The organism is Paraburkholderia sp. 2C (genome assembly GCF_054589215.1).
The window spans coordinates 49666-68373 of record NZ_BAAILL010000005.1; the positions used below are offsets into that span (position 1 = coordinate 49666).

At 65.0% G+C, this 18708-nt stretch carries 17 protein-coding genes; 10 read left to right on the forward strand and 7 right to left on the reverse strand.

Annotated elements, in window-relative coordinates:
• Window positions 1–9 precede the first annotated feature (9 nt).
• From ACYPXD_RS00415 to ACYPXD_RS00435, 5 genes are all read right to left on the reverse strand, one after another.
• Complete coding sequence (locus ACYPXD_RS00415; protein WP_459706191.1) at window positions 10–1053, reverse strand: hydrolase; 1044 nt, start codon at window positions 1051–1053, stop codon at window positions 10–12.
• 36 nt (window positions 1054–1089) lie between these two features.
• On the reverse strand, window positions 1090–1536 hold the full coding sequence (locus ACYPXD_RS00420) for a nuclear transport factor 2 family protein (RefSeq protein ID WP_459706193.1): 447 nt from the start codon (window positions 1534–1536) through the stop codon (window positions 1090–1092).
• 275 nt (window positions 1537–1811) lie between these two features.
• Window positions 1812–2837, reverse strand: a complete 1026-nt coding sequence (gene waaF, locus ACYPXD_RS00425) for a lipopolysaccharide heptosyltransferase II (RefSeq protein ID WP_459706195.1) — start codon at window positions 2835–2837, stop codon at window positions 1812–1814.
• Between the two features lie 255 nt (window positions 2838–3092).
• The gene (locus ACYPXD_RS00430) at window positions 3093–3287 is read right to left on the reverse strand and encodes a zinc-finger domain-containing protein (RefSeq protein WP_075155855.1); all 195 of its coding nucleotides are present in this window, start codon (window positions 3285–3287) and stop codon (window positions 3093–3095) included.
• An 83-nt stretch (window positions 3288–3370) separates the two neighbouring features.
• Complete coding sequence (locus ACYPXD_RS00435) at window positions 3371–4294, reverse strand: branched-chain amino acid transaminase (protein ID WP_459706197.1); 924 nt, start codon at window positions 4292–4294, stop codon at window positions 3371–3373.
• A 291-nt stretch (window positions 4295–4585) separates the two neighbouring features.
• Between ACYPXD_RS00435 and ACYPXD_RS00440 the strand changes: the two genes are divergently transcribed.
• The 9 genes from ACYPXD_RS00440 to ACYPXD_RS00480 all read left to right on the forward strand — a co-directional run bounded on the left by ACYPXD_RS00440 (window position 4586) and on the right by ACYPXD_RS00480 (window position 14452).
• The gene (locus tag ACYPXD_RS00440) at window positions 4586–5332 is read left to right on the forward strand and encodes an AzlC family ABC transporter permease (RefSeq protein ID WP_459706199.1); all 747 of its coding nucleotides are present in this window, start codon (window positions 4586–4588) and stop codon (window positions 5330–5332) included.
• Window positions 5329–5652, forward strand: coding sequence for an AzlD domain-containing protein (locus ACYPXD_RS00445; RefSeq protein ID WP_459706201.1), 324 nt, complete (start codon window positions 5329–5331; stop codon window positions 5650–5652). The genes ACYPXD_RS00440 and ACYPXD_RS00445 overlap by 4 nt, the downstream gene beginning before the upstream one ends.
• Window positions 5653–6025: 373 nt before the next feature.
• Window positions 6026–7219, forward strand: a complete 1194-nt coding sequence (locus ACYPXD_RS00450; RefSeq protein ID WP_459706416.1) for a phosphoglycerate kinase — start codon at window positions 6026–6028, stop codon at window positions 7217–7219.
• Between the two features lie 395 nt (window positions 7220–7614).
• Window positions 7615–9054 (forward strand): pyruvate kinase, encoded by a 1440-nt coding sequence (gene pyk, locus ACYPXD_RS00455; protein WP_459706203.1) that lies wholly within the window; start codon window positions 7615–7617, stop codon window positions 9052–9054.
• Window positions 9055–9404: 350 nt separating this feature from the next.
• The gene (fba, locus tag ACYPXD_RS00460; protein ID WP_459706205.1) at window positions 9405–10469 is read left to right on the forward strand and encodes a class II fructose-bisphosphate aldolase; all 1065 of its coding nucleotides are present in this window, start codon (window positions 9405–9407) and stop codon (window positions 10467–10469) included.
• Window positions 10470–10667: 198 nt separating this feature from the next.
• Window positions 10668–11558 carry a phosphoribosylaminoimidazolesuccinocarboxamide synthase gene (locus ACYPXD_RS00465; RefSeq protein WP_459706208.1) on the forward strand — a complete coding sequence of 297 codons (891 nt, stop codon included), beginning with the start codon at window positions 10668–10670 and terminating at the stop codon, window positions 11556–11558.
• A 25-nt stretch (window positions 11559–11583) separates the two neighbouring features.
• On the forward strand, window positions 11584–12123 hold the full coding sequence (gene purE, locus ACYPXD_RS00470; RefSeq protein WP_459706210.1) for a 5-(carboxyamino)imidazole ribonucleotide mutase: 540 nt from the start codon (window positions 11584–11586) through the stop codon (window positions 12121–12123).
• Between the two features lie 29 nt (window positions 12124–12152).
• Complete coding sequence (locus ACYPXD_RS00475) at window positions 12153–13391, forward strand: 5-(carboxyamino)imidazole ribonucleotide synthase (RefSeq protein WP_459706212.1); 1239 nt, start codon at window positions 12153–12155, stop codon at window positions 13389–13391.
• A 14-nt stretch (window positions 13392–13405) separates the two neighbouring features.
• A complete protein-coding gene (locus ACYPXD_RS00480; RefSeq protein WP_459706214.1) occupies window positions 13406–14452 on the forward strand; it encodes an L-threonylcarbamoyladenylate synthase in 1047 nt (348 codons plus the stop codon).
• A gap of 70 nt (window positions 14453–14522) precedes the next feature.
• Here ACYPXD_RS00480 and ACYPXD_RS00485 read toward each other — a convergent pair whose 3' ends face one another.
• Complete coding sequence (locus tag ACYPXD_RS00485) at window positions 14523–15698, reverse strand: SGNH/GDSL hydrolase family protein (RefSeq protein WP_459706216.1); 1176 nt, start codon at window positions 15696–15698, stop codon at window positions 14523–14525.
• Window positions 15699–16135: 437 nt separating this feature from the next.
• Window positions 16136–17788 carry a D-alanyl-D-alanine carboxypeptidase/D-alanyl-D-alanine endopeptidase gene (gene dacB / locus ACYPXD_RS00490; protein ID WP_459706218.1) on the reverse strand — a complete coding sequence of 551 codons (1653 nt, stop codon included), beginning with the start codon at window positions 17786–17788 and terminating at the stop codon, window positions 16136–16138.
• Between the two features lie 253 nt (window positions 17789–18041).
• On the opposite strand from dacB, the gene ACYPXD_RS00495 reads away from it, so the two are divergent.
• Window positions 18042–18704: a response regulator gene (locus tag ACYPXD_RS00495; RefSeq protein ID WP_459706220.1), complete on the forward strand. Its 663-nt coding sequence runs from the start codon at window positions 18042–18044 to the stop codon at window positions 18702–18704.
• The last annotated feature ends 4 nt before the right edge of the window (window positions 18705–18708 follow it).

Genomic DNA, 18708 nt, shown 5'->3' on the forward strand with positions numbered 1-18708 from the left:
TGCGTGGCCTTAAGCGACGAGCGGCGTGAAGTAACCGAAGATCCGCCGCGACAGCCAGTCGATCTTGCCGGGGAACGGCCCGGTCATAAAGCCGACGTGCCCGCCGTGCGCGGGCTGATCGAGTTCGACCGCACTCGACACCTCATGTGGCGACGGCAGCACCGCGCCCGGCAAAAACGGATCGTTGCGCGCATTGAGCACAAGCGTCGGCACGGTGATTTCGCTGAGCCATGGCCGCGTCGCGGCGCGCGTCCAGTAATCGTCGGCGTTGCGGAAGCCGTGCAGCGGCGCCGTGACCACGTCGTCGAATTCGTACATCGTGCGGCTCGCGAGCATCGCGTTCAGATCGTAGATGCCCGGATATTGCTCGAATTTGCGCCGAGCCTTCTGCTTGAGCGTTTTCAGGAAGTTGCGCGTGTAGACCTTGCCGAAGCCCTCCGACAGCGCGCGTCCGCCCGCATGCACGTCGAGCGGTGCGGAAATGGCCGCCGCCGCCGCGACGAACGAGGCGTCCTCGCGCCGCTCGCCGAGCCAGCGCAGCAGCACGCTGCCGCCCAGCGACACGCCCGCGGCCACGATCGGCCCCGGATGCGCATCGGCAAGCCGCCGCAGCACCCAGTCGACTTCATCGCTATCAGCCAGGTGATAAAAGCGCGGCAGCAGGTTGAGCGGCCCGCTGCAGCTGCGAAAGTGCGGCACGACCGCGTGCCAGCCGCGCCGGTGCGCGGCGTCCGTCAGCGTAAGCGCATAGTGCGACGTCGAACTGCCTTCGAGCCCGTGAAACAGCACGAACAGCGGCGCGTCGTCGGAGGGCGGGCGGTGTGCATCGTGGACGAGCCAGTCGACATCGATAAAGTCGCCGTCCGGCGTATCCCAGCGCTCGCGCCGGTAGTTCACGGCGGGACGGCGCCCGAACAGCGCCGGGACGATGGTCTGCGCGTGACTGTTCGGCAGCCACAGCGGCGCGCGATAGAGCACATCGACCGTTGCCTCGACTGCCGCCGCGGCGCGGTCTAGCGTGCTGGAAACGTGTTTGTCGTGCGTCGTGCTCATGCTGGTACCGGCTGACGGGAGGCGCTCGGCCGCCGCTTAGTGCAGAGGCCCCTGGCCGTGTCTCATTTTGGCAGCGAACTGGGTGGCCGTTTCGTTCGGCATCGCACTCGCGTGGATATGCGCTATGCGCCATTCGCCACGTTCGTGGACCATCACATAGGTGGTGAACACCATCGACGGCATGGCCGCCGGGTTCGCGGGCCGGTGCGCTTCGGCAATCGCATAGACGACCGTGCCGAGACTGTCGTATACGCGAATGTCGAGCGGCTCGATCGATACGGGCTCCGCCTCGAGTTGCGCGGTCAGCCCCGCGCGGATGCTTTCCAGGCCATGCAGATGCGAGCCGTCCGCGCAGATGCAGGTAACGAACTCTTCGTCGATCCAAAGGCCCATCAGACTCTCGATGTTGACCTCCGCGACTGCCTCGTAAAAGGCGTTGAGGGTATCCGCAGCGGCTTCGAAGATGTGGGCGAAACGTGGCATGGCTCGTCAGTCTGTTAGGCGCGGCGTGCGCGGTTGCAGGTCATACGGGCATCGACGGGCCGCAGTGGTTACACCGGTTGGGCCCACGCGGACAACCGCGAGCATGCCCGCGCCGCAAGACGCGCACATGACGTGCCGTTCGTGCAGCCCTGCAGCTTCGCGGACGTCACCGCTGTTGCAAACCTGTCGCAGCGTTGCTGCGTGCGCGGTTATGTGCGCGGTTACGTGCGCGGTTACGTGCATTTACGCGGCCGTCGCGCCGCATCGCGCGTTTTTTACCGTTGCGCGATCAACATACCGCGTAAATCGTCAAATACCTGTTCTGCGCTCAGTTGCCGCAGACAATTCAGATGGCCGAGCGGACATTCGCGTTCGAAGCACGGACTGCATTCGAGATGCAGCCATTGTACCTTTGCGAGGTCCGACAGGGGCGGCGTGTGGCGCGGATCAGTCGATCCGAACACGGCGACGAGTGGCCGGCGCAGCGCGGCGGCCACGTGCATGAGGCCGGAATCGTTCGTCACGACCGCGTTGGCCCGCGAGATCAGCGCGCACGCCTCGCCGAGCGCGGTCTGGCCGCACAGGTTGCGCACGTTCGGTGCGCGGTCGGCGATGGCCTGGGCGATCGGCGCGTCTTTCGGCGAGCCGAGCGCGACAATCTGCGTATACGGGAACGACTGCCCGACCATCTGCGCGAGCGCCGCGAAGTGTTCGGGCGGCCAGCGTTTCGCGGGGCCGTATTCGGCGCCGGGGCAGAACACGAGCAGCGGCACGCGCGTATCGAGGTTGAAGCGCGCCGACACGCGCGACGCTTCGTTCAGGTCGGTGTCGAGCCGCGGCACGGGCAGATCGTCGGGCACCTTCGCGCCGGGCGCATAGGCGAGCGCGGCGTAGTGCCCGACCATCGGCGGACGTTCGCCCTTGCGCGGATTCGCGTGACGCACGTTCAGCAAGCCGTAGCGGCTCTCGCCCGTATAGCCGATGCGCAGCGGCACGCCCGCCAGCCAAGGCACGAGCGCCGACTTTAGCGAGTTCGGCAGCACGTAGGCGGCGTCGTAGCCGACCTCGCGCAGGTCGCTTGCGAGCTGCCAGCGGCGCAGCATCTGCAGCTTGCCGTGGGCGAGGTCGGTCGCGTAGACGTCGCGGATCTCGGGCATCCGCTCGAGCACGGGCGCCACCCAGGTGGGCGCGACCGCGTCGATCACGATGCGCGGATGAAGTTTCACGAGGCGCGCAAAGAGCGGCTGCGCCATCAACGCGTCACCGATCCAGTTCGGTGCGATAACCAACGCGCGACGCATCAGGATAATGTTCCGATGTCGAAAAGAATCGCCGCGCGCTAGAGGCGTGCGGCGTTCGGGTTATGAATTTGAAAGACGCGTTGCAACCGGCGCGTCGTGACAAAGGCACTGGCACCAGCACCGGTGCACACATCAACGCCCACACAGCGCCCACGCCTGGACACATACCAGCGCAGGACACATACCAGCACCCATACAAACCAGCGACGCTTACGCCCTCCACGAGCGCAAGCGCGGCCTCGCTACCCGCCGGCTTCAGTGGCCTTTGACCACTTCGCCGTCGCGCAGCTTGTAGCGCGTGCCGCAATACGGGCAGCGCGCTTCGCCGTGCGTGACATCGATAAATACGCGCGGATGCATGCTCCAGCGGGGCATCGCCGGATTCGGGCAGTAAGCGGGCAGATCTTTTGCCGACAGTTCGACCAGCGGCATTTCCTTGATTTCGCTCATGGGGCTTTCTCGTTTATGCGGGATGCCGGGCACCGGGCCGGCTTCGAAAAGCGAATCGCGGCGCCCGCTCAGGTTTGCTCGAATCAGATTTTCGTGAGCCAGTGCGCGTACTTCGCGCTCCTGCCGTTCACGATATCGAAGAATCCCGACTGCAGCTTCTCGGTGATCGGGCCGCGCGTGCCGGCGCCGATCGTGCGGTTATCGAGTTCGCGGATCGGCGTGACTTCGGCAGCCGTGCCGGTGAAGAACGCTTCATCGCACGTATAGACTTCGTCGCGCGTGATGCGCTTTTCGATCACTTCGATGCCCGCGTCCTTCGCCAGCGTGATGACCGTATCGCGCGTGATGCCGTCGAGACACGACGACAGATCGGGCGTGTACAGCTTGCCGTTGTTGACGAGGAAGAAGTTCTCGCCCGAGCCTTCCGACACGTAGCCGTCGACGTCGAGCAGCAGCGCTTCGTCGTAACCGTCGGCCGTGGCTTCCTGGTTGGCGAGGATCGAGTTCACGTACCAGCCCGACGCCTTCGCGCGAACCATCGACACGTTCACATGATGACGCGTAAACGACGACGTCTTCACGCGGATGCCCTTGGTCATGCCGTCTTCGCCGAGGTAGGCGCCCCACGGCCATGCGGCGATCGCGACGTGGATCGTGTTGCCGCGCGCGGACACGCCGAGCTTTTCCGAGCCCACCCAGACGATCGGGCGCAGGTAGCACGACTCGAGCTTGTTCTCGCGCACGACTTCGCGCTGCGCGGCCGAGATCGTTTCCTGGTCGAACGGCACATCCATCTGGAAGATCTTCGCCGAGTTGAAGAGCCGCTTCGTGTGCTCCTTCAGACGGAAGATCGAGGTGCCGCCGTCGGCCGTTTTATAAGCGCGTACGCCTTCGAATACGCCCATGCCGTAGTGCAGCGTGTGGGTAAGCACATGAATCTTGGCGTCGCGCCAGTCGATGAGCTTGCCATCCATCCAGATCTTGCCGTCGCGGTCGGCCATTGACATACGATTCTCCAGGGCGGTGCTGTAGCGAATGATTCGAAATGATGCGGTTGCGGAAGCTTTGCCTCCGGGCGAACTGCGAATTGGGCTGAAAATGGACTGATCGCAATGCCCGCGAAGCGGCGAAGACTATTATTTTAGCGTCTTTTATACACGGACCGGGCATTCCCGAGCGGAGCGGACGCTATAATTCCGCGCACGCATAACATGAATTCTGATACGTCATCGGGTTGCAAGCTCCCGGTCGCGCTTTTTTGCCGATGCGCCGCAAGGCGCGCCGGCGCCTTCCTCCTGATGCCCGCTCGCCTGTCCGAACCCGATCGCCGCGCCTTTCACGAAGGTCTGCGCACCTATTCCCCGACCTTGATGGCGATCTTCTCGTGGGGCCTCGTCACCGGCATCGCGATGAGCAAATCGGTCATGACAATGCCGCAGGCGCTCGGCATGTCGCTGCTCGTCTACGCGGGCTCGTCGCAGCTCGCGGTGCTGCCCCTGCTTGCCGCCAAGCTGCCGATCTGGACCGTGCTGCTGACGGCCGCGATGGTCAACACGCGCTTCGTCATCTTTAGCGCCGGGCTCGCGCCGCATTTCGCGTATTTGCCGTTATGGCGCCGGCTGCTGCTCGGCTACTTCAACGGCGACATCATCTACCTGCTATTCCAGAAGAAGGCGTTCGCCACCGGCTACGTGCCGGGCAAAGAGCCGTTCTTCTGGGGCATGGCGGTCGCGAGCTGGGTATCGTGGCAGGCGTCGTCGATCGTCGGCATCGTGCTCGCGAGCCTCTTTCCGGACAACTGGGGCTTGAGCCTTGCGGGCACGCTCGCGCTGATCCCGATCATGATGTCGGCAATCGCGAACCGCTCGACGCTCGTGGCGGTCGCGATCGCGGGCATCGTGTCGCTGATTGCGTTCGATCTGCCGTATCGGCTTGCGCTGCCGATCGCCGTCATCGCGGCGATCGCGGCAGGCAGCGCGACCGACCTGATGGTCGAGCGCGCCGACTTGCGCCGCATCCGCAACCGCGCCGGAGACCCGCAATGACCCCCGCGCAGATCTGGCTCGCGATTCTCGGCATGACGTTCGTCACGGCGTTGACGCGCGCGCTGTTCCTGATCGGCGGCGAGCGCACCGTGCTGCCCGAGCGCGTGCAGCGGATGCTCCGCTATGCGCCGGCGGCGGCGTTGATCGCCGTCGTGCTGCCCGACGTGCTGGTGACGGACGAAGGCGTGTCGTTCGCGCTCACGAATCACGATTTCTACGCGACGCTCGCGGGCCTGCTCTGGTATTTGCTGCGTCGCAGCATGGTCGAGACGATTATTGTCGGCATGCTGGTTTTTACGGTCTTGAGGCTGCTGCTGTAAGACTGCCGGTGTGCCCGTCGCGCCTGTTGCCCTTGTCGTGCATGCAGGCCGAACGGTGAAAGGTCGGCGAAAAAATAATTGTGCGGAGCTCGCGTGCAGTGTAGAGGACCAGCGTTTCCCGAATATTGTCAATCAGCCGGGGGCGGATCGAAACGGGGAGGGGATCGGTTAAAATGGCAGCCTTCGGTGGACCCGCTAGCACTCGCAGGCAGCCTGCAATCTGGCCGCCGCTTAGGCCACAGCAGGGCCACGGCAGAGCCACAGCACGTGCCGCGACCGTCTTCTTCAACGATAACGCCGTTCTTGCCGCCGCCTCTGACCGCCTGCGCAGCGTCCGCCAACCGCCTTCCAATCAACTCGCATACACATGTCCATGAGCCACGTATTGCGTCTCTCCGATCTGATCGCCGAAGGCAAGCTGTCCGGCAAACGCGTGTTTATTCGCGCCGACCTCAACGTCCCGCAAGACGACGCGGGCAATATCACTGAAGACACCCGCATCCGCGCCTCGGTGCCCGGCATCCAGGCCGCGCTCGATGCCGGCGCGGCCGTCATGGTTACATCGCACCTCGGTCGCCCGACCGAGGGCGAGCTCAAGCCCGAAGATTCGCTTGCGCCGGTCGCGAAGCGACTTGCCGAACTGCTCGGCCGCGACGTGCCGCTCGTGCAGCACTGGGTGGAAAACGGCGTGAACGTGGCGCCGGGCCAGGTCGTGCTGCTCGAAAACTGCCGCACGAACAAGGGCGAAAAGAAAGACTCGGACGAACTCGCGCAAAAAATGGCGAAGCTCTGCGACGTCTATGTGAACGACGCGTTCGGCACCGCGCACCGCGCCGAAGCGACCACGCACGGCATCGCGAAGTACGCGGCCGTCGCCTGCGCCGGGCCGTTGCTCGCCGCTGAGCTCGAAGCGCTCGGCACGGCGCTCGGCGCGCCGAAGCGGCCGCTGGTCGCGATCGTCGCCGGCTCGAAGGTGTCGACGAAGCTGACCATTCTGAAATCGCTGGCCGAGAAGGTCGATCAGCTGATCGTCGGCGGCGGCATTGCGAACACGTTCATGCTGGCCGCGGGCCTGAAAATCGGCAAGTCGCTTGCCGAAGCGGATCTCGTCGAAGAAGCGAAGGCGATTATCGAGCAGGCGAAAGCGCGCGGCGCATCGGTGCCGATCCCGACCGATGTCGTCACGGCGAAGGAATTTGCCCCGACCGCGAAGGCCGAAATCAAGCAGGTCGCCGATGTGCAGGATGACGACATGATTCTCGACATCGGCCCGGAAACGGCGAAGGCGCTGGCCGCGCAGCTCGGGAAGGCCGGCACGATCGTCTGGAACGGTCCGGTCGGCGTGTTCGAGTTCGACCAGTTCGGCAACGGCACGAAGACGCTCGCCGACGCAATCGCGAAGTCCTCTGCGTATTCGATCGCCGGCGGCGGCGATACGCTCGCGGCGATTGCCAAGTACGGCATCCACGACAAGGTCAGCTATATCTCGACGGGCGGGGGCGCCTTCCTCGAATTCCTCGAGGGCAAGAAGCTGCCGGCCGTGGAAGTTCTCGAATCGCGGGCCTGACCGTGGCGCAACGCTCTCCTTCCGGTACCACGCGGAAAACGCGCTCCTCGTCGCGTGCAGGATCAACGGCAGGAGAGCGCGCAGCAAAGACAAAGGACGCCCGGCCCGCGCAGCAAACCGCCGCGGTGCCGTACACGCCGGCGCCACCTGCGCCGGCGCACAATAGCGATAGCCGGAACACGCAGAACACGCAGAACACGCAGAACACGAATAGCGCGGCCCACCGCGCGGCATCATCCGACAATCCAACGCCGATGCCGGCCGCCGCGCCTTTGATCCGCGGCAGGACGAGCAGCACGAACGGCGCAATCGCCCCGGTAGTAACCGTCGGCGCGCAGCCTCCGCATCCGACACAAAGCGCACTTCCCAGCGATTCAACCCACACGAGGAGACTCATGCATCGCGCCACCAAGATAGTCGCTACCATCGGCCCGGCTTCCAGCACGCTGGAAACGCTGAAACAAATGATCGAGGCAGGCCTCGATGTGGTGCGGCTCAACTTTTCACACGGCACGGCCGACGACCACCGTCAGCGCGCCGAATTCGTACGCGAAGCGGCTCGCCAGGTCGGCCGCGAAGTCGGCCTGATGGCCGATCTGCAAGGCCCGAAGATCCGCGTCGGCAAGTTCGAGAACGGCAAGGTCACGCTGATCGCCGGCAACACGTTCATTCTCGATGCGGCTTGCGAGGAGCCCGGTAACGACGAGCGCGTCGGTCTCGACTACAAGGATCTGCCGCGCGACCTGAAAACGGGCGATGTGCTGTTGCTCAACGACGGCCTGATCGTGCTGAACGTATCGCGCGTGATCGGCAACGAAATCCACACGGTCGTGAAGATCGGCGGCGATCTGTCGAACAACAAGGGCATCAACCGCCAGGGCGGCGGCCTGACCGCGCCCGCGTTGACCGCGAAAGACATGGAGGACATCCGCACGGCGATGTCGCTCGGCGCGGACTACGTCGCGGTGTCGTTCCCGAAGAACGCCACCGACATGGAAATGGCGCGCCAGCTCGCGAATATCGCGGGCGCGCCGTACAACATCAAGCCGAAAATGATCGCGAAGATCGAGCGCGCGGAAGCGATTCCCGCGCTGCAAGGCATTCTCGACGCGTCGGACGGCATCATGGTCGCGCGCGGCGACCTCGCGGTGGAAGTCGGCAACGCGGCGGTGCCGGCGCTGCAAAAGCGCATGATCAAGATGGCGCGCGACTCGAACAAGTTCGTGATCACCGCGACGCAGATGATGGAGTCGATGATCCATGCGCCCGTGCCGACGCGCGCCGAAGTGTCCGACGTGGCGAACGCGGTGCTCGACGGCACCGACGCGGTGATGCTGTCGGCGGAATCGGCGGCCGGTAAATACCCGGTGCAGACCATCGAGACGATGGCGGCGATCTGCGTCGAAGCGGAGAAGTCCGAGCATGTCGAACTCGATCGCGATTTCCTCGACCGCACGTTCACGCGTATCGATCAGTCGATCGCGATGGGCGCGCTTTTCACCGCGTATCACCTGGGCGCCAAGGCGATCGTCGCGTTGACCGAGTCGGGCTCGACCGCGCTGTGGATGTCGCGTCACTGGACGCACGTGCCGATCTTCGCGCTGACGCCGCGTATCGGCAGCGAGCGTGCGATGCAGATCTACCGCAACGTGAACCCGCTGCATCTCGATAGCTCGACCGACCGTGACATCGCGTTGCAGCAGGCGCTCGAAGTGGTGGTCGGCAAGGGTTATGCGGCGCGCGGCGATATGGTCGTGCTGACGGTCGGCGAGCCGATGGGTCAGGCGGGCGGCACGAACACGCTGAAGATCGTGCGCGTCGGCGAGCCGTACTGATTGATTGCAGGATGCAGGATGCAGGATGCAGGAAACCCGCACGGGCAACCGTGCGGGACGCGAGTGTAGCGCGGAAAAGAACGCGCTGCCGCAACGACACTTAAAAGAATCACGCCCGCAACCGGCTGCCGGTTCGTCATGCAATACGACGGCGGTGTAAGAACGGCATCGCGAGGCGGGCCGCCTGTCCCGAAAGAGGCGGCGCACCCCACAGCAGGCGCGCGTCGAACGCACGACGCGCGACGCTCGTCCGGTGCGCACGGGAACGCGGCCTGCTTCACGTAAAATTGCGCTTTCGACGCAGGGATGCCGCGGGCCAAGGTTTTCGTTTGAAATCCAAGGAGTAGCAAATGCCTCTCGTATCAATGCGTCAATTGCTGGACCACGCGGCTGAAAACGGCTACGGTTTGCCGGCTTTCAACGTGAACAACCTGGAGCAGGTGCAGGCGATCATGGCGGCGGCCGATCAGGTCGGCTCGCCGGTGATCATGCAGGCGTCGGCGGGTGCGCGCAAATATGCGGGCGAGCCGTTCCTGCGTCATCTGATCGAAGCAGCGGTCGAGTCGTATCCGCACATCCCGGTCGTGATGCACCAGGATCACGGACAGTCGCCGGCCGTGTGCATGGCGGCGATTCGCAGCGGCTTCACGAGCGTGATGATGGACGGCTCGCTCGAAGCGGACGGCAAGTCGGTGGCGTCGTACGAGTACAACGTCGACGTGTCGAGAAAGGTCGTCGAAGCGGCGCATTCGATCGGCGTGACGGTCGAAGCGGAACTGGGCGTGCTCGGTTCGCTGGAAACGATGAAGGGCGACAAGGAAGACGGTCACGGCGCCGAGGGCACGATGACGCGCGAGCAACTGCTGACGGACGTCGAGCAGGCCGCCGACTTCGTGAAGCTCACGCAGTGCGACGCGCTCGCGATTGCGATCGGCACGTCGCACGGCGCGTACAAGTTCTCGAAGAAACCGACCGGCGATATCCTGTCGATCCAGCGCATCAAGGACATTCACGAGCGCATTCCGAACACGCATCTCGTGATGCACGGTTCGTCGTCGGTGCCGCAGGAACTGCTGGCCGAGATTCGCGAGTTCGGCGGCGACATGAAGGAAACCTACGGCGTGCCGGTCGAAGAGATTCAGGAAGGCATCAAGCACGGTGTGCGCAAGATCAATATCGATACCGATCTGCGCCTTGCGATCACCGGCGCGATCCGCCGCTACTTCGCGCAGAATCCGTCGAAGTTCGACCCGCGCGATTACCTGAAGCCGGCGCGCGAAGCGGCGAAGAAGGTGTGTCTGGACCGCTTCGTCGCGTTCGGTTGCGAAGGTCAGGCCGGCAAGATCAAGCCGGTCGCGCTGGACAAGATGGCGGACCGGTACAAGGCGGGCGAGCTTGCACAGGTTGTTCGCTAAAGCCAGGGCTAAGGCGGTTTTAAAAGGCGCGGGGGCGGCAACGCAGGTTGCAGCACTGTTTACCCCCTGTGCCGTGTAGTTCGAAGTTGCATCGCCGTTCCCGCTTGCCCCGGGGAACGGCGTTTTCCCTTTGCAATGCGCTTTTGTCAGGGCAGTGTTTTTACCTTATTTTCAGCACTACTTTTACGAGCCACGACGATGTCTACCCTTTATGAATCCACGCTTCGCTCGCTGCCGCTGCTCGGCCGCGGCAAGGTCCGCGACAACTATGCGGTGGGCAATGACAAGCTGCTGATCGTCACGACCGACCGTCTGTCGGCGTTCGACGTGATCATGGGCGAGCCGATTCCGGACAAGGGCCGCGTGCTGAACCAGATGGCCGACTTCTGGTTCGACAAGCTCAAGGACATCGTGCCGAATCACCTGACGGGCGTCGCGCCCGAAACGGTTGTCGCGCCCGACGAAGTGGCGCAGGTGCAGGGGCGCGCAGTCGTCGTGAAGAAGCTCGAGCCGATTCTCGTCGAAGCGGTCGTGCGCGGTTATCTGGCCGGCAGCGGCTGGAAGGACTATCAGGCGACGGGCGCGATCTGCGGCGTCGAGTTGCCGCCGGGCTTGCAGAACGCGCAGAAGCTGCCCGAGCCGATTTTCACGCCGGCGGCGAAGGCCGAGATGGGCCATCACGACGAGAACATCACCTATAACGAAATGGAACGCCGCATCGGCACCGAGCTGTCGGCGACGATCCGCGACATCTCGATTCGCCTGTACAAGGAAGCGGCGGACTTCGCCGCCACGCGCGGCATCATCATCGCCGATACGAAGTTCGAATTCGGCCTCGACAACCAGGGCAAGCTGTACCTGATGGACGAAGTGCTGACGGCGGATTCGTCGCGCTTCTGGCCGGCCGACGAGTACAAGGTCGGCACGAACCCGCCGTCGTTCGACAAGCAGTTCGTGCGCGACTGGCTCGAAACGCAGCCGTGGAAGAAAGAACCGCCGGCGCCGAAGCTGCCCGACGACGTGGTCGCGAAGACGGCGGGCAAGTACCGCGAAGCGCTCGAGCGGCTGACCGGGCAGACGCTCGCTTAAGGACGCACGAAGGAATCCGTAGAACATGAGTGAAGTTCAAACCGCCGCCGGCACTGCAGTCGGCCCTCACAGTCATGACGCGCCGCTCGTTGGCGTGCTGATGGGCTCCAGCTCCGACTGGGACGTGATGAAGCAGGCAGTTGCGATGCTGCAGGAGTTCGGCGTGCCCTACGAGGCGAAGGTCGTCTCCGCGCACCGCATGCCCGACGAGATGTTCGCGTATGCGCAAAGCGCGCGCGAGCGCGGCCTGCGCGCCATCATCGCCGGCGCGGGCGGCGCGGCGCACCTGCCGGGCATGCTCGCTGCGAAAACGACGGTGCCCGTGCTCGGCGTGCCGGTGGCGAGCAAGTATCTGAAGGGGGTCGACTCGTTGCATTCGATCGTGCAGATGCCGAAGGGCGTGCCCGTCGCGACGTTCGCGATCGGCGAAGCGGGTGCGGCGAATGCGGCGCTGTTCGCGGTATCGATTCTCTCTGGCACGCTGCCTGAATACGCCGACAAGCTCGCCGTGTTCCGCGTGCGCCAGAACCAGGCAGCGCATGCGATGGTGCTGCCCGCGCTGTGAAACCATCGGATTCGGAAGCGACCATCAACATGAGTTCTGACAACACACCGGTTTCTCCGATTCTGCCCGGCGCATGGCTCGGCATGGTCGGGGGCGGCCAGCTCGGCCGCATGTTCTGCTTCGCCGCGCAGGCGATGGGCTATCGCGTCGCCGTGCTCGATCCGGACGAAACGAGCCCGGCCGGCGCGGTCGCGGACAAGCATCTGCGCGCGGCCTACGACGACGAAGCGGCGCTGACCGAACTCGCGCGACTGTGCGCGGCGGTATCGACGGAATTCGAGAACGTGCCGGCCGCGAGCCTCGATTTCCTTGCGCGTACGACGTTCGTGAGCCCGGCGGGACGCTGCGTCGCGGTTGCGCAGGATCGCATCGCGGAGAAGCGCTTTATCGCCGCGTCCGGTGTGCCGGTTGCCCCGCATGTGGTGATCGAATCGTCGGATGCGCTCGCCGCGATCAGCAACGCTGCGCTCGAAGCGGTGCTGCCGGGCATTCTGAAAACCGCGCGGCTGGGCTACGACGGCAAGGGCCAGGTGCGCGTGAACAATGCCGACGATGTGCGGCAGGCGCATGCGTCGCTTGGCGGCGTCGCCTGCGTGCTCGAAAAGCGGCTGCCGCTCAAGTTCGAAGTGTCGGCGCTGATTGCGCGCGGCGCGAACGGCGGGTCGGCCGTCTATTCGCTTGCGCAGAACACGCATCGCAACGGCGTGCTGTCGCATACGATCGTCCCCGCACCCGATGCAAGTGCGACGCTCGTCACGCAGGCGCAGCAGGCGGCGCTGCAGATTGCCGAAAAGCTCGGCTATGTCGGCGTGCTGTGCGTCGAGTTCTTCGTGCTCGAAGACGGTTCGCTCGTCGCGAACGAAATGGCGCCGCGGCCGCACAACTCCGGCCACTACACGGTCGACGCGTGCGCGACGAGCCAGTTCGAGCAGCAGGTGCGCGCGATGACCGCGATGCCGCTCGGCGACACGCGCCAGCATTCGCCGGCCGTCATGCTGAATATTCTCGGCGACGTGTGGTTTCCCGGTAGCGCGAAGGATGCAAAAAGCGCCGGTGCTGCGAAGGCGGCCGCGCATACCGGCGGCGCCGTGACGCCGCCGTGGCACGAAGTGGCCGCGATGCCGGCCGCTCGCTTGCATCTGTACGGCAAGGAAGAGGCGCGTCCCGGCCGCAAGATGGGCCACGTGAATTTCACCGCCGCAACGCTCGACGAAGCGCGCACGGCCGCTCGCGACTGCGCGCGGCTGCTGCATATTCCGACGAGCTGAAGCCGTTCTCCATCATGCCGGATCAACTGAAAGAGCCTCGCGCCGTGCCGATCGACGCCGCGCACATTGAGCACGCTGCAGCCTTGCTCGATGCCGGCGAACTCGTGGCGTTCCCCACCGAGACCGTCTACGGTCTTGGCGGCGACGCGCAAAACCCGGAAGCCGTCGCGCGCATCTATGCGGCGAAAGGGCGGCCGGCGAATCATCCGGTGATCGTGCATCTCGCGCCGCACGGCGACCCGCGTTACTGGGTCGAGCAATGGCCGGCCACTGCGCAACGGCTGGCCGACGCGTTCTGGCCGGGCCCGCTCACGTTGATCCTGAAGCGCGCCGCGCATATTCCGTCCGCGGTCAGCGGCGGGCAGGATTCGGTGGGCTTGCGCTGTCCGTCGCATCCGGTCGCGCAGGCGCTGCTCGACGCGTTCAGCGCGCGCCGTGGCGGACACGGTGGTGTGGCGGCGCCGTCGGCGAACCGCTTCGGTCATGTGAGCCCGACCACCGCGCAGCATGTACGCGACGAATTCGGTTCAGCGATTCATGTGCTCGATGGCGGAGCGTCGAATGTCGGCATCGAATCGACGATCGTCGATCTGTCGCGTGGTTTCCCCGCGCTGCTGCGGCCCGGGCACGTGACGCCGCAAGACATCGCCGACGTGCTCGGCGAGTGGCCGCGGCTGCCCGATGGCTCCGATGCCACTGCGCCGCGCGCGTCGGGGACGTTAAAGGCGCACTATGCGCCGCGCACGCCGCTCGCGCTGTTGCCGTTCGACGCGCTCGAGCCGCTGCTCGCGGCCGCGCGCGACGCCGGCGAGCGTGTCGCGCTGGTCGCGCGGGTGTCGCGCGCGCGGCATTGGGCCGATGCCGAGGGCGTGCACTTCGTTGCCGCACCCGAAGATCCACATGCGTATGCGCGCGATCTGTACGGACTGCTGCGCGCGCTCGATCGAGCGAACGTCACACGCATTCTGATCGAGAAGCTGCCGGATACGATCGAGTGGATCGCGGTCAACGATCGGCTTGGGCGAGCGGCGGCTGCGTTCGAGGCGTCCGGGTCGGAGTAGACCGGCATCGAAAACGAAAACGCACGCGCAGCGAGGCGCGTGCATCGGCAGCCGCGTGACGCCCCACGCATCACTTCCCCAGTCCCGTCGCAGCGATGGCCTGCTCGGCGCTCGCCGCAAAGAGCGCATGCAAATGCGTGGTCGGGTGAATCGTATCGGCGAACATATAGCTCTGGTCCGCACCTGGCACCGTGTACAACTGCGGCGAGCAGAACAGCGACGACGCAAACGCGCTCGGATCCGATTCGCCGAACTGCTGCGCCGCGGCCTGCATCGCGGCGAGTTTGCATGCGGTGTCCGTATTGGACACAGTGAAGCCGTTCGCCTGATAGTTCGCCACCATATTGTCGATCCACTGATCGGTCTGCAGGTAGATCACCTTGCTCATCAGGCCCGTTGCGCTGAGCGTGCCCGCAAGCGACTGGTTAAACGCGCCGACGAGCGTCTTGAACAGTTGCTGGCCCGACGGGCCGGAACTCACACCGAGCGGCGCGACCGAGATATCGGGCACATTCGCGACCACCACATGGGTTGCGCCCGCCGCGAGAATCGGCGCGATCACCTGCTGCACCATCTGCTGCGCGGTCGTGACCAGCGAGGTCGCCTGGGCGGTGACTGCCTGCGTTGTCGCGACAGTCGGGTCGACACCCTGCGCGATCGCGGCCTGAATCGTCGCTTGCGCGGTCTCGGCCGCCACCAGCACATCGTTTGCCCCGCCTTCTACAAGCACCAGTTGGCCCGCATTGAAGCTGCCATGCGCGGACAGGTAGTTCTGTACCTGGGTCACGAGCGGCACCGTCGTCGCCTGCGCATAGGGAGGCAGGTTGGCCGGCGCATGACCGATGCCGTTCGCACCGATCACGAGCGAACCGCCTTGCGCGTAGTCGAGCCCCGTCGACGCGACGAGCGGTTGGCCGAAGCCGCCGAGATAAGCCGGCGTCAAGGTGCCGCCGTAGTACTCGGCAACCTTTTGCGTCCAGACTTCGCCCGGGTTCGTCGTAAAGCGGCCGCCGCCGAAGTTCGCCATGATGACCGGCGAATAGGTGCCGGCGTCGGAAAGACTCGTGCCGAACGACACGACCTGCAGGTTGACGCCGCCCGCCGGCGCGCTGCTCGCGTTGGTGGTGTTGTTGTTGTTGTTGCCTCCGTCGCCGCCGCCGCATGCGGCGAGCACCGCGAATGCGGCGCTCGCGATACCGATCTGCGCGGCGCGCCTCAGGCGGGATGGCTGTGATGCGTGCTTCATGTCGTCTCCGGTCTTTTCGTTTATGTAGTGGGCATGGCAGCCCTATGCCGCAAGGTGGGTGCGCCGGCCGAGTGATGCGGGCGTCATCGCAGAGCCGGTTCGGGTCTGCGTGCTCGTCTGGTTGAACGGCATGTCGAGCGGATACTTGAGTGCAACCACGCCGATCGCGCAGGCTGCCCGGTTATACCGGCTGCAGCGGCGCAATGGCGAGCGCGAGGGTATGCGCAAGCGGTCGTGTATCGAATGGCATGGGCGTCTCCCTCCCGGTGCGCGCAACCGCATGCCGTCACATCGTCACATGCTGCCGCCGGCGCGATCGTTGTAGTTTGATTTTCACAAGCGCTATAGCCGCAACGTGCAACAAGCCACAGCAAGCGCTGCCCGACAGCGTACACGCTTCATGGGTGCACGCGCGCACGCATTGCTAGAAGGATTCCTCAATGCGCGCCGCGCTTCGGGTTTTTCCTTAGCTTGCTGCGCCGTGGTTCGGTAGCCGGCGCGGAAACGGGTTCGGCCAGCGATTCGGTCAGTGCCGCCTGCGGACCCTGATAGACCCATTCGAGCAGGCTGTCATGCGCGGCGCGCGCGGCCTCCGCATGCGGATCGTTGATCAGGCTCACGACGACATAGCTGAAGCCGTCGGCGGATGCGACGTAACCGGCAATCGCACGCACATCGCGCAGCGTGCCGGTCTTGATATGCGCATTGCCGTTGACGGGCTCGCGCGTCAGCCGGTGGCGCATCGTGCCGTCGACGCCGACGATCGGCAGCGAATCGACGAACACCTGCGCGACCGGGCTCGCATTCGCCGACTGCAGCACATCGGCAAGCGACAGCGCTGTGACCTGCTCGTTGCGCGACAGGCCCGAGCCGTTTTCGAGCGTCAGATACTCGGTCGGCAACGTGCTGCCCTGCATGAACGACTGAATGGCGCGGATCGATTTCGCGGGCGTCGCGGGCGGCTTGCTCTCGACGGCGCCGATTGTCAGGAACAGATTGCGCGCCATCGTGTTGTTGCTGAACTTATTGATGTCGTGAACGATGTCCGACAGCGTCGGGCTCAAGTGCGTGGCAACGAGCCGCGCGCCGACCGGCACCGCGCCTTCGCGCGTCGTGCCGCTGAATGTGCCGCCGGTCTGTTTCCATAACGCGAGGAAGCCGCCGGCAAAAAACGCTGAGTGATCGAGCGTCGCGATGTTGATCGTGCGATCGCCGCAGCGCAGCGGATAGTTGCCGTCGAACGACGCCGTGACGATGCCGTCGCCTTCGGGCGTGACGATCGGATTGAGCGCGTTCAGCGTGCCGCGGCACGGGCCGCCCGTGGCGTGCAGGCGGTTATCGATTTGCAGTTGCGCGAGCGCCGGCAGTACGTCGATCGCCACGCTGCCGTCCGGCGACGGCGTCAAGGTGAACGACAGCGACTTGAATGCATAAAGCAGCGGGTCCGGGCCGACGTTGTACGGCGCCTCGGTGTCGTCGTCGAAGGCGGGCAGGTCGCGCGTCGATGGATCGAAGAAACGCTTGTCGAGCACGAGCGCGCCATCGATGCCGGTGATGCCCGCGCTGTGAATCTTCTGCACGAGGTCGATCAGTTCCTCGGGCACGAGCTTCGGGTCGCCGGTACCCTGAATGTACAGATTGCCGTGCAGCACGCCGTTCGGATCGACGTTGCCGTCCGCATAGGCGGTCGTGCGCCAGCGGTAATCGGCGCCGAGCATCGACAGGCCTGCGTAGGTCGTGACGAGCTTCATCGTCGATGCGGGCATCATCGGCTTGCCGGCGTTTAGCGCGAGCATCGGCGTGCGGTCGCCGACTTTTTCGACGACCACGCTGATCGCCGAGAGCGGCACATGCGCGCGCTGCAGGCCCGCCATTACCGCGGGCGGCAGCACGGTCGTGACGTTGACGGACGGATGCTCGGTTTTCTTGCGCGCTTGCGCCGGCGCCGCGCAGACGAGTGCCGCACACGCGAACAGAGCGGCGGCGCTACGCGAAAAAAATCGTGCGTACGAAGAAACACGGGCAGGGCGGCGGGAGCAACGAGGGCTGCGGGAGGGGCGAATCGGGGCAGAAGGTGAAGCGGGCGTCATGTACGGTCGATCTTCGGAAAAGCTTTCGTATTCAGTTCTTGCTGCGGCGCGCGACGCCCACGCCGTGGATTGTGTGCGGCCAGTAACGCGAGCGCAAGCGCGACGTGCGCGGGTGAAGCGCAAATGCAACTGTGCCGCGCAAAAGCGCTCATTGTAGAGAGTTGCCGCGCCGCTGCGCAAAAAAGCCGCTCGTCGCGAGCTTTCGTAAGCGGGCGCTAGAATGCAGGCATTTCCATCGCGGATTACGAAAGCCATGCGCATATTGCTTGTCGAAGACGACCGGATGATCGCCGAAGGCGTGCGCAAGGCGCTGCGCGGCGAAGGCTTCGCGGTCGACTGGGTGCAGGACGGCGAAGCGGCGCTCAGCGCCGTCTCCGGCGAACCATACGACCTCGTGCTGCTCGATCTCGGGCTGCCGAAGCGCGATGGCCTCGACGTGTTGCGCACGCTGCGCAAGCGCGGCCTGTCGGTGCCGGTGCTGATCCTCACCGCGCGCGACGCGGTGGCCGATCGCGTGAAAGGCCTCGACGCGGGGGCCGACGACTATCTCGTGAAGCCGTTCGATCTCGATGAACTCGGCGCGCGCATGCGCGCGCTGATCCGCCGCCAGTCGGGCCGCAGCGATTCGACGATCCGCCATGGCGCGCTTACGCTCGACCCGGCTTCGCATCAGGTGACGCTCGATGGCGCGCCGGTCGCGTTGTCCGCACGCGAATTCGCGCTGCTCGCCGCGCTGCTCGCGCGGCCCGGCGCGGTGCTGTCGAAAAGCCAGCTCGAAGAAAAAATGTACGGCTGGGGCGAGGAAATCGGCAGCAACACGGTCGAGGTGTATATCCATGCACTGCGCAAGAAGCTCGGCGCGGACCTGATTCGCAACGTACGCGGCCTCGGCTACATGATCGCGAAGGAAGCCTGACACG

Coding starts and splice junctions, on each gene's coding strand:
- ACYPXD_RS00435 (WP_459706197.1), bottom strand. CDS start 4,294: ATGTCAATGGCCGACCGCGACGGCAAGATCTGGATGGATGGCAAGCTC.
- ACYPXD_RS00445 (WP_459706201.1), top strand. CDS start 5,329: ATGACCCCCGCGCAGATCTGGCTCGCGATTCTCGGCATGACGTTCGTC.
- fba (WP_459706205.1), top strand. CDS start 9,405: ATGCCTCTCGTATCAATGCGTCAATTGCTGGACCACGCGGCTGAAAAC.
- pyk (WP_459706203.1), top strand. CDS start 7,615: ATGCATCGCGCCACCAAGATAGTCGCTACCATCGGCCCGGCTTCCAGC.
- ACYPXD_RS00485 (WP_459706216.1), bottom strand. CDS start 15,698: ATGAAGCACGCATCACAGCCATCCCGCCTGAGGCGCGCCGCGCAGATC.
- ACYPXD_RS00440 (WP_459706199.1), top strand. CDS start 4,586: ATGCCCGCTCGCCTGTCCGAACCCGATCGCCGCGCCTTTCACGAAGGT.
- purE (WP_459706210.1), top strand. CDS start 11,584: ATGAGTGAAGTTCAAACCGCCGCCGGCACTGCAGTCGGCCCTCACAGT.
- ACYPXD_RS00495 (WP_459706220.1), top strand. CDS start 18,042: ATGCGCATATTGCTTGTCGAAGACGACCGGATGATCGCCGAAGGCGTG.
- ACYPXD_RS00430 (WP_075155855.1), bottom strand. CDS start 3,287: ATGAGCGAAATCAAGGAAATGCCGCTGGTCGAACTGTCGGCAAAAGAT.
- ACYPXD_RS00475 (WP_459706212.1), top strand. CDS start 12,153: ATGAGTTCTGACAACACACCGGTTTCTCCGATTCTGCCCGGCGCATGG.
- ACYPXD_RS00420 (WP_459706193.1), bottom strand. CDS start 1,536: ATGCCACGTTTCGCCCACATCTTCGAAGCCGCTGCGGATACCCTCAAC.
- ACYPXD_RS00415 (WP_459706191.1), bottom strand. CDS start 1,053: ATGAGCACGACGCACGACAAACACGTTTCCAGCACGCTAGACCGCGCC.
- dacB (WP_459706218.1), bottom strand. CDS start 17,788: ATGACGCCCGCTTCACCTTCTGCCCCGATTCGCCCCTCCCGCAGCCCT.
- ACYPXD_RS00480 (WP_459706214.1), top strand. CDS start 13,406: ATGCCGGATCAACTGAAAGAGCCTCGCGCCGTGCCGATCGACGCCGCG.
- waaF (WP_459706195.1), bottom strand. CDS start 2,837: ATGCGTCGCGCGTTGGTTATCGCACCGAACTGGATCGGTGACGCGTTG.
- ACYPXD_RS00465 (WP_459706208.1), top strand. CDS start 10,668: ATGTCTACCCTTTATGAATCCACGCTTCGCTCGCTGCCGCTGCTCGGC.
- ACYPXD_RS00450 (WP_459706416.1), top strand. CDS start 6,026: ATGAGCCACGTATTGCGTCTCTCCGATCTGATCGCCGAAGGCAAGCTG.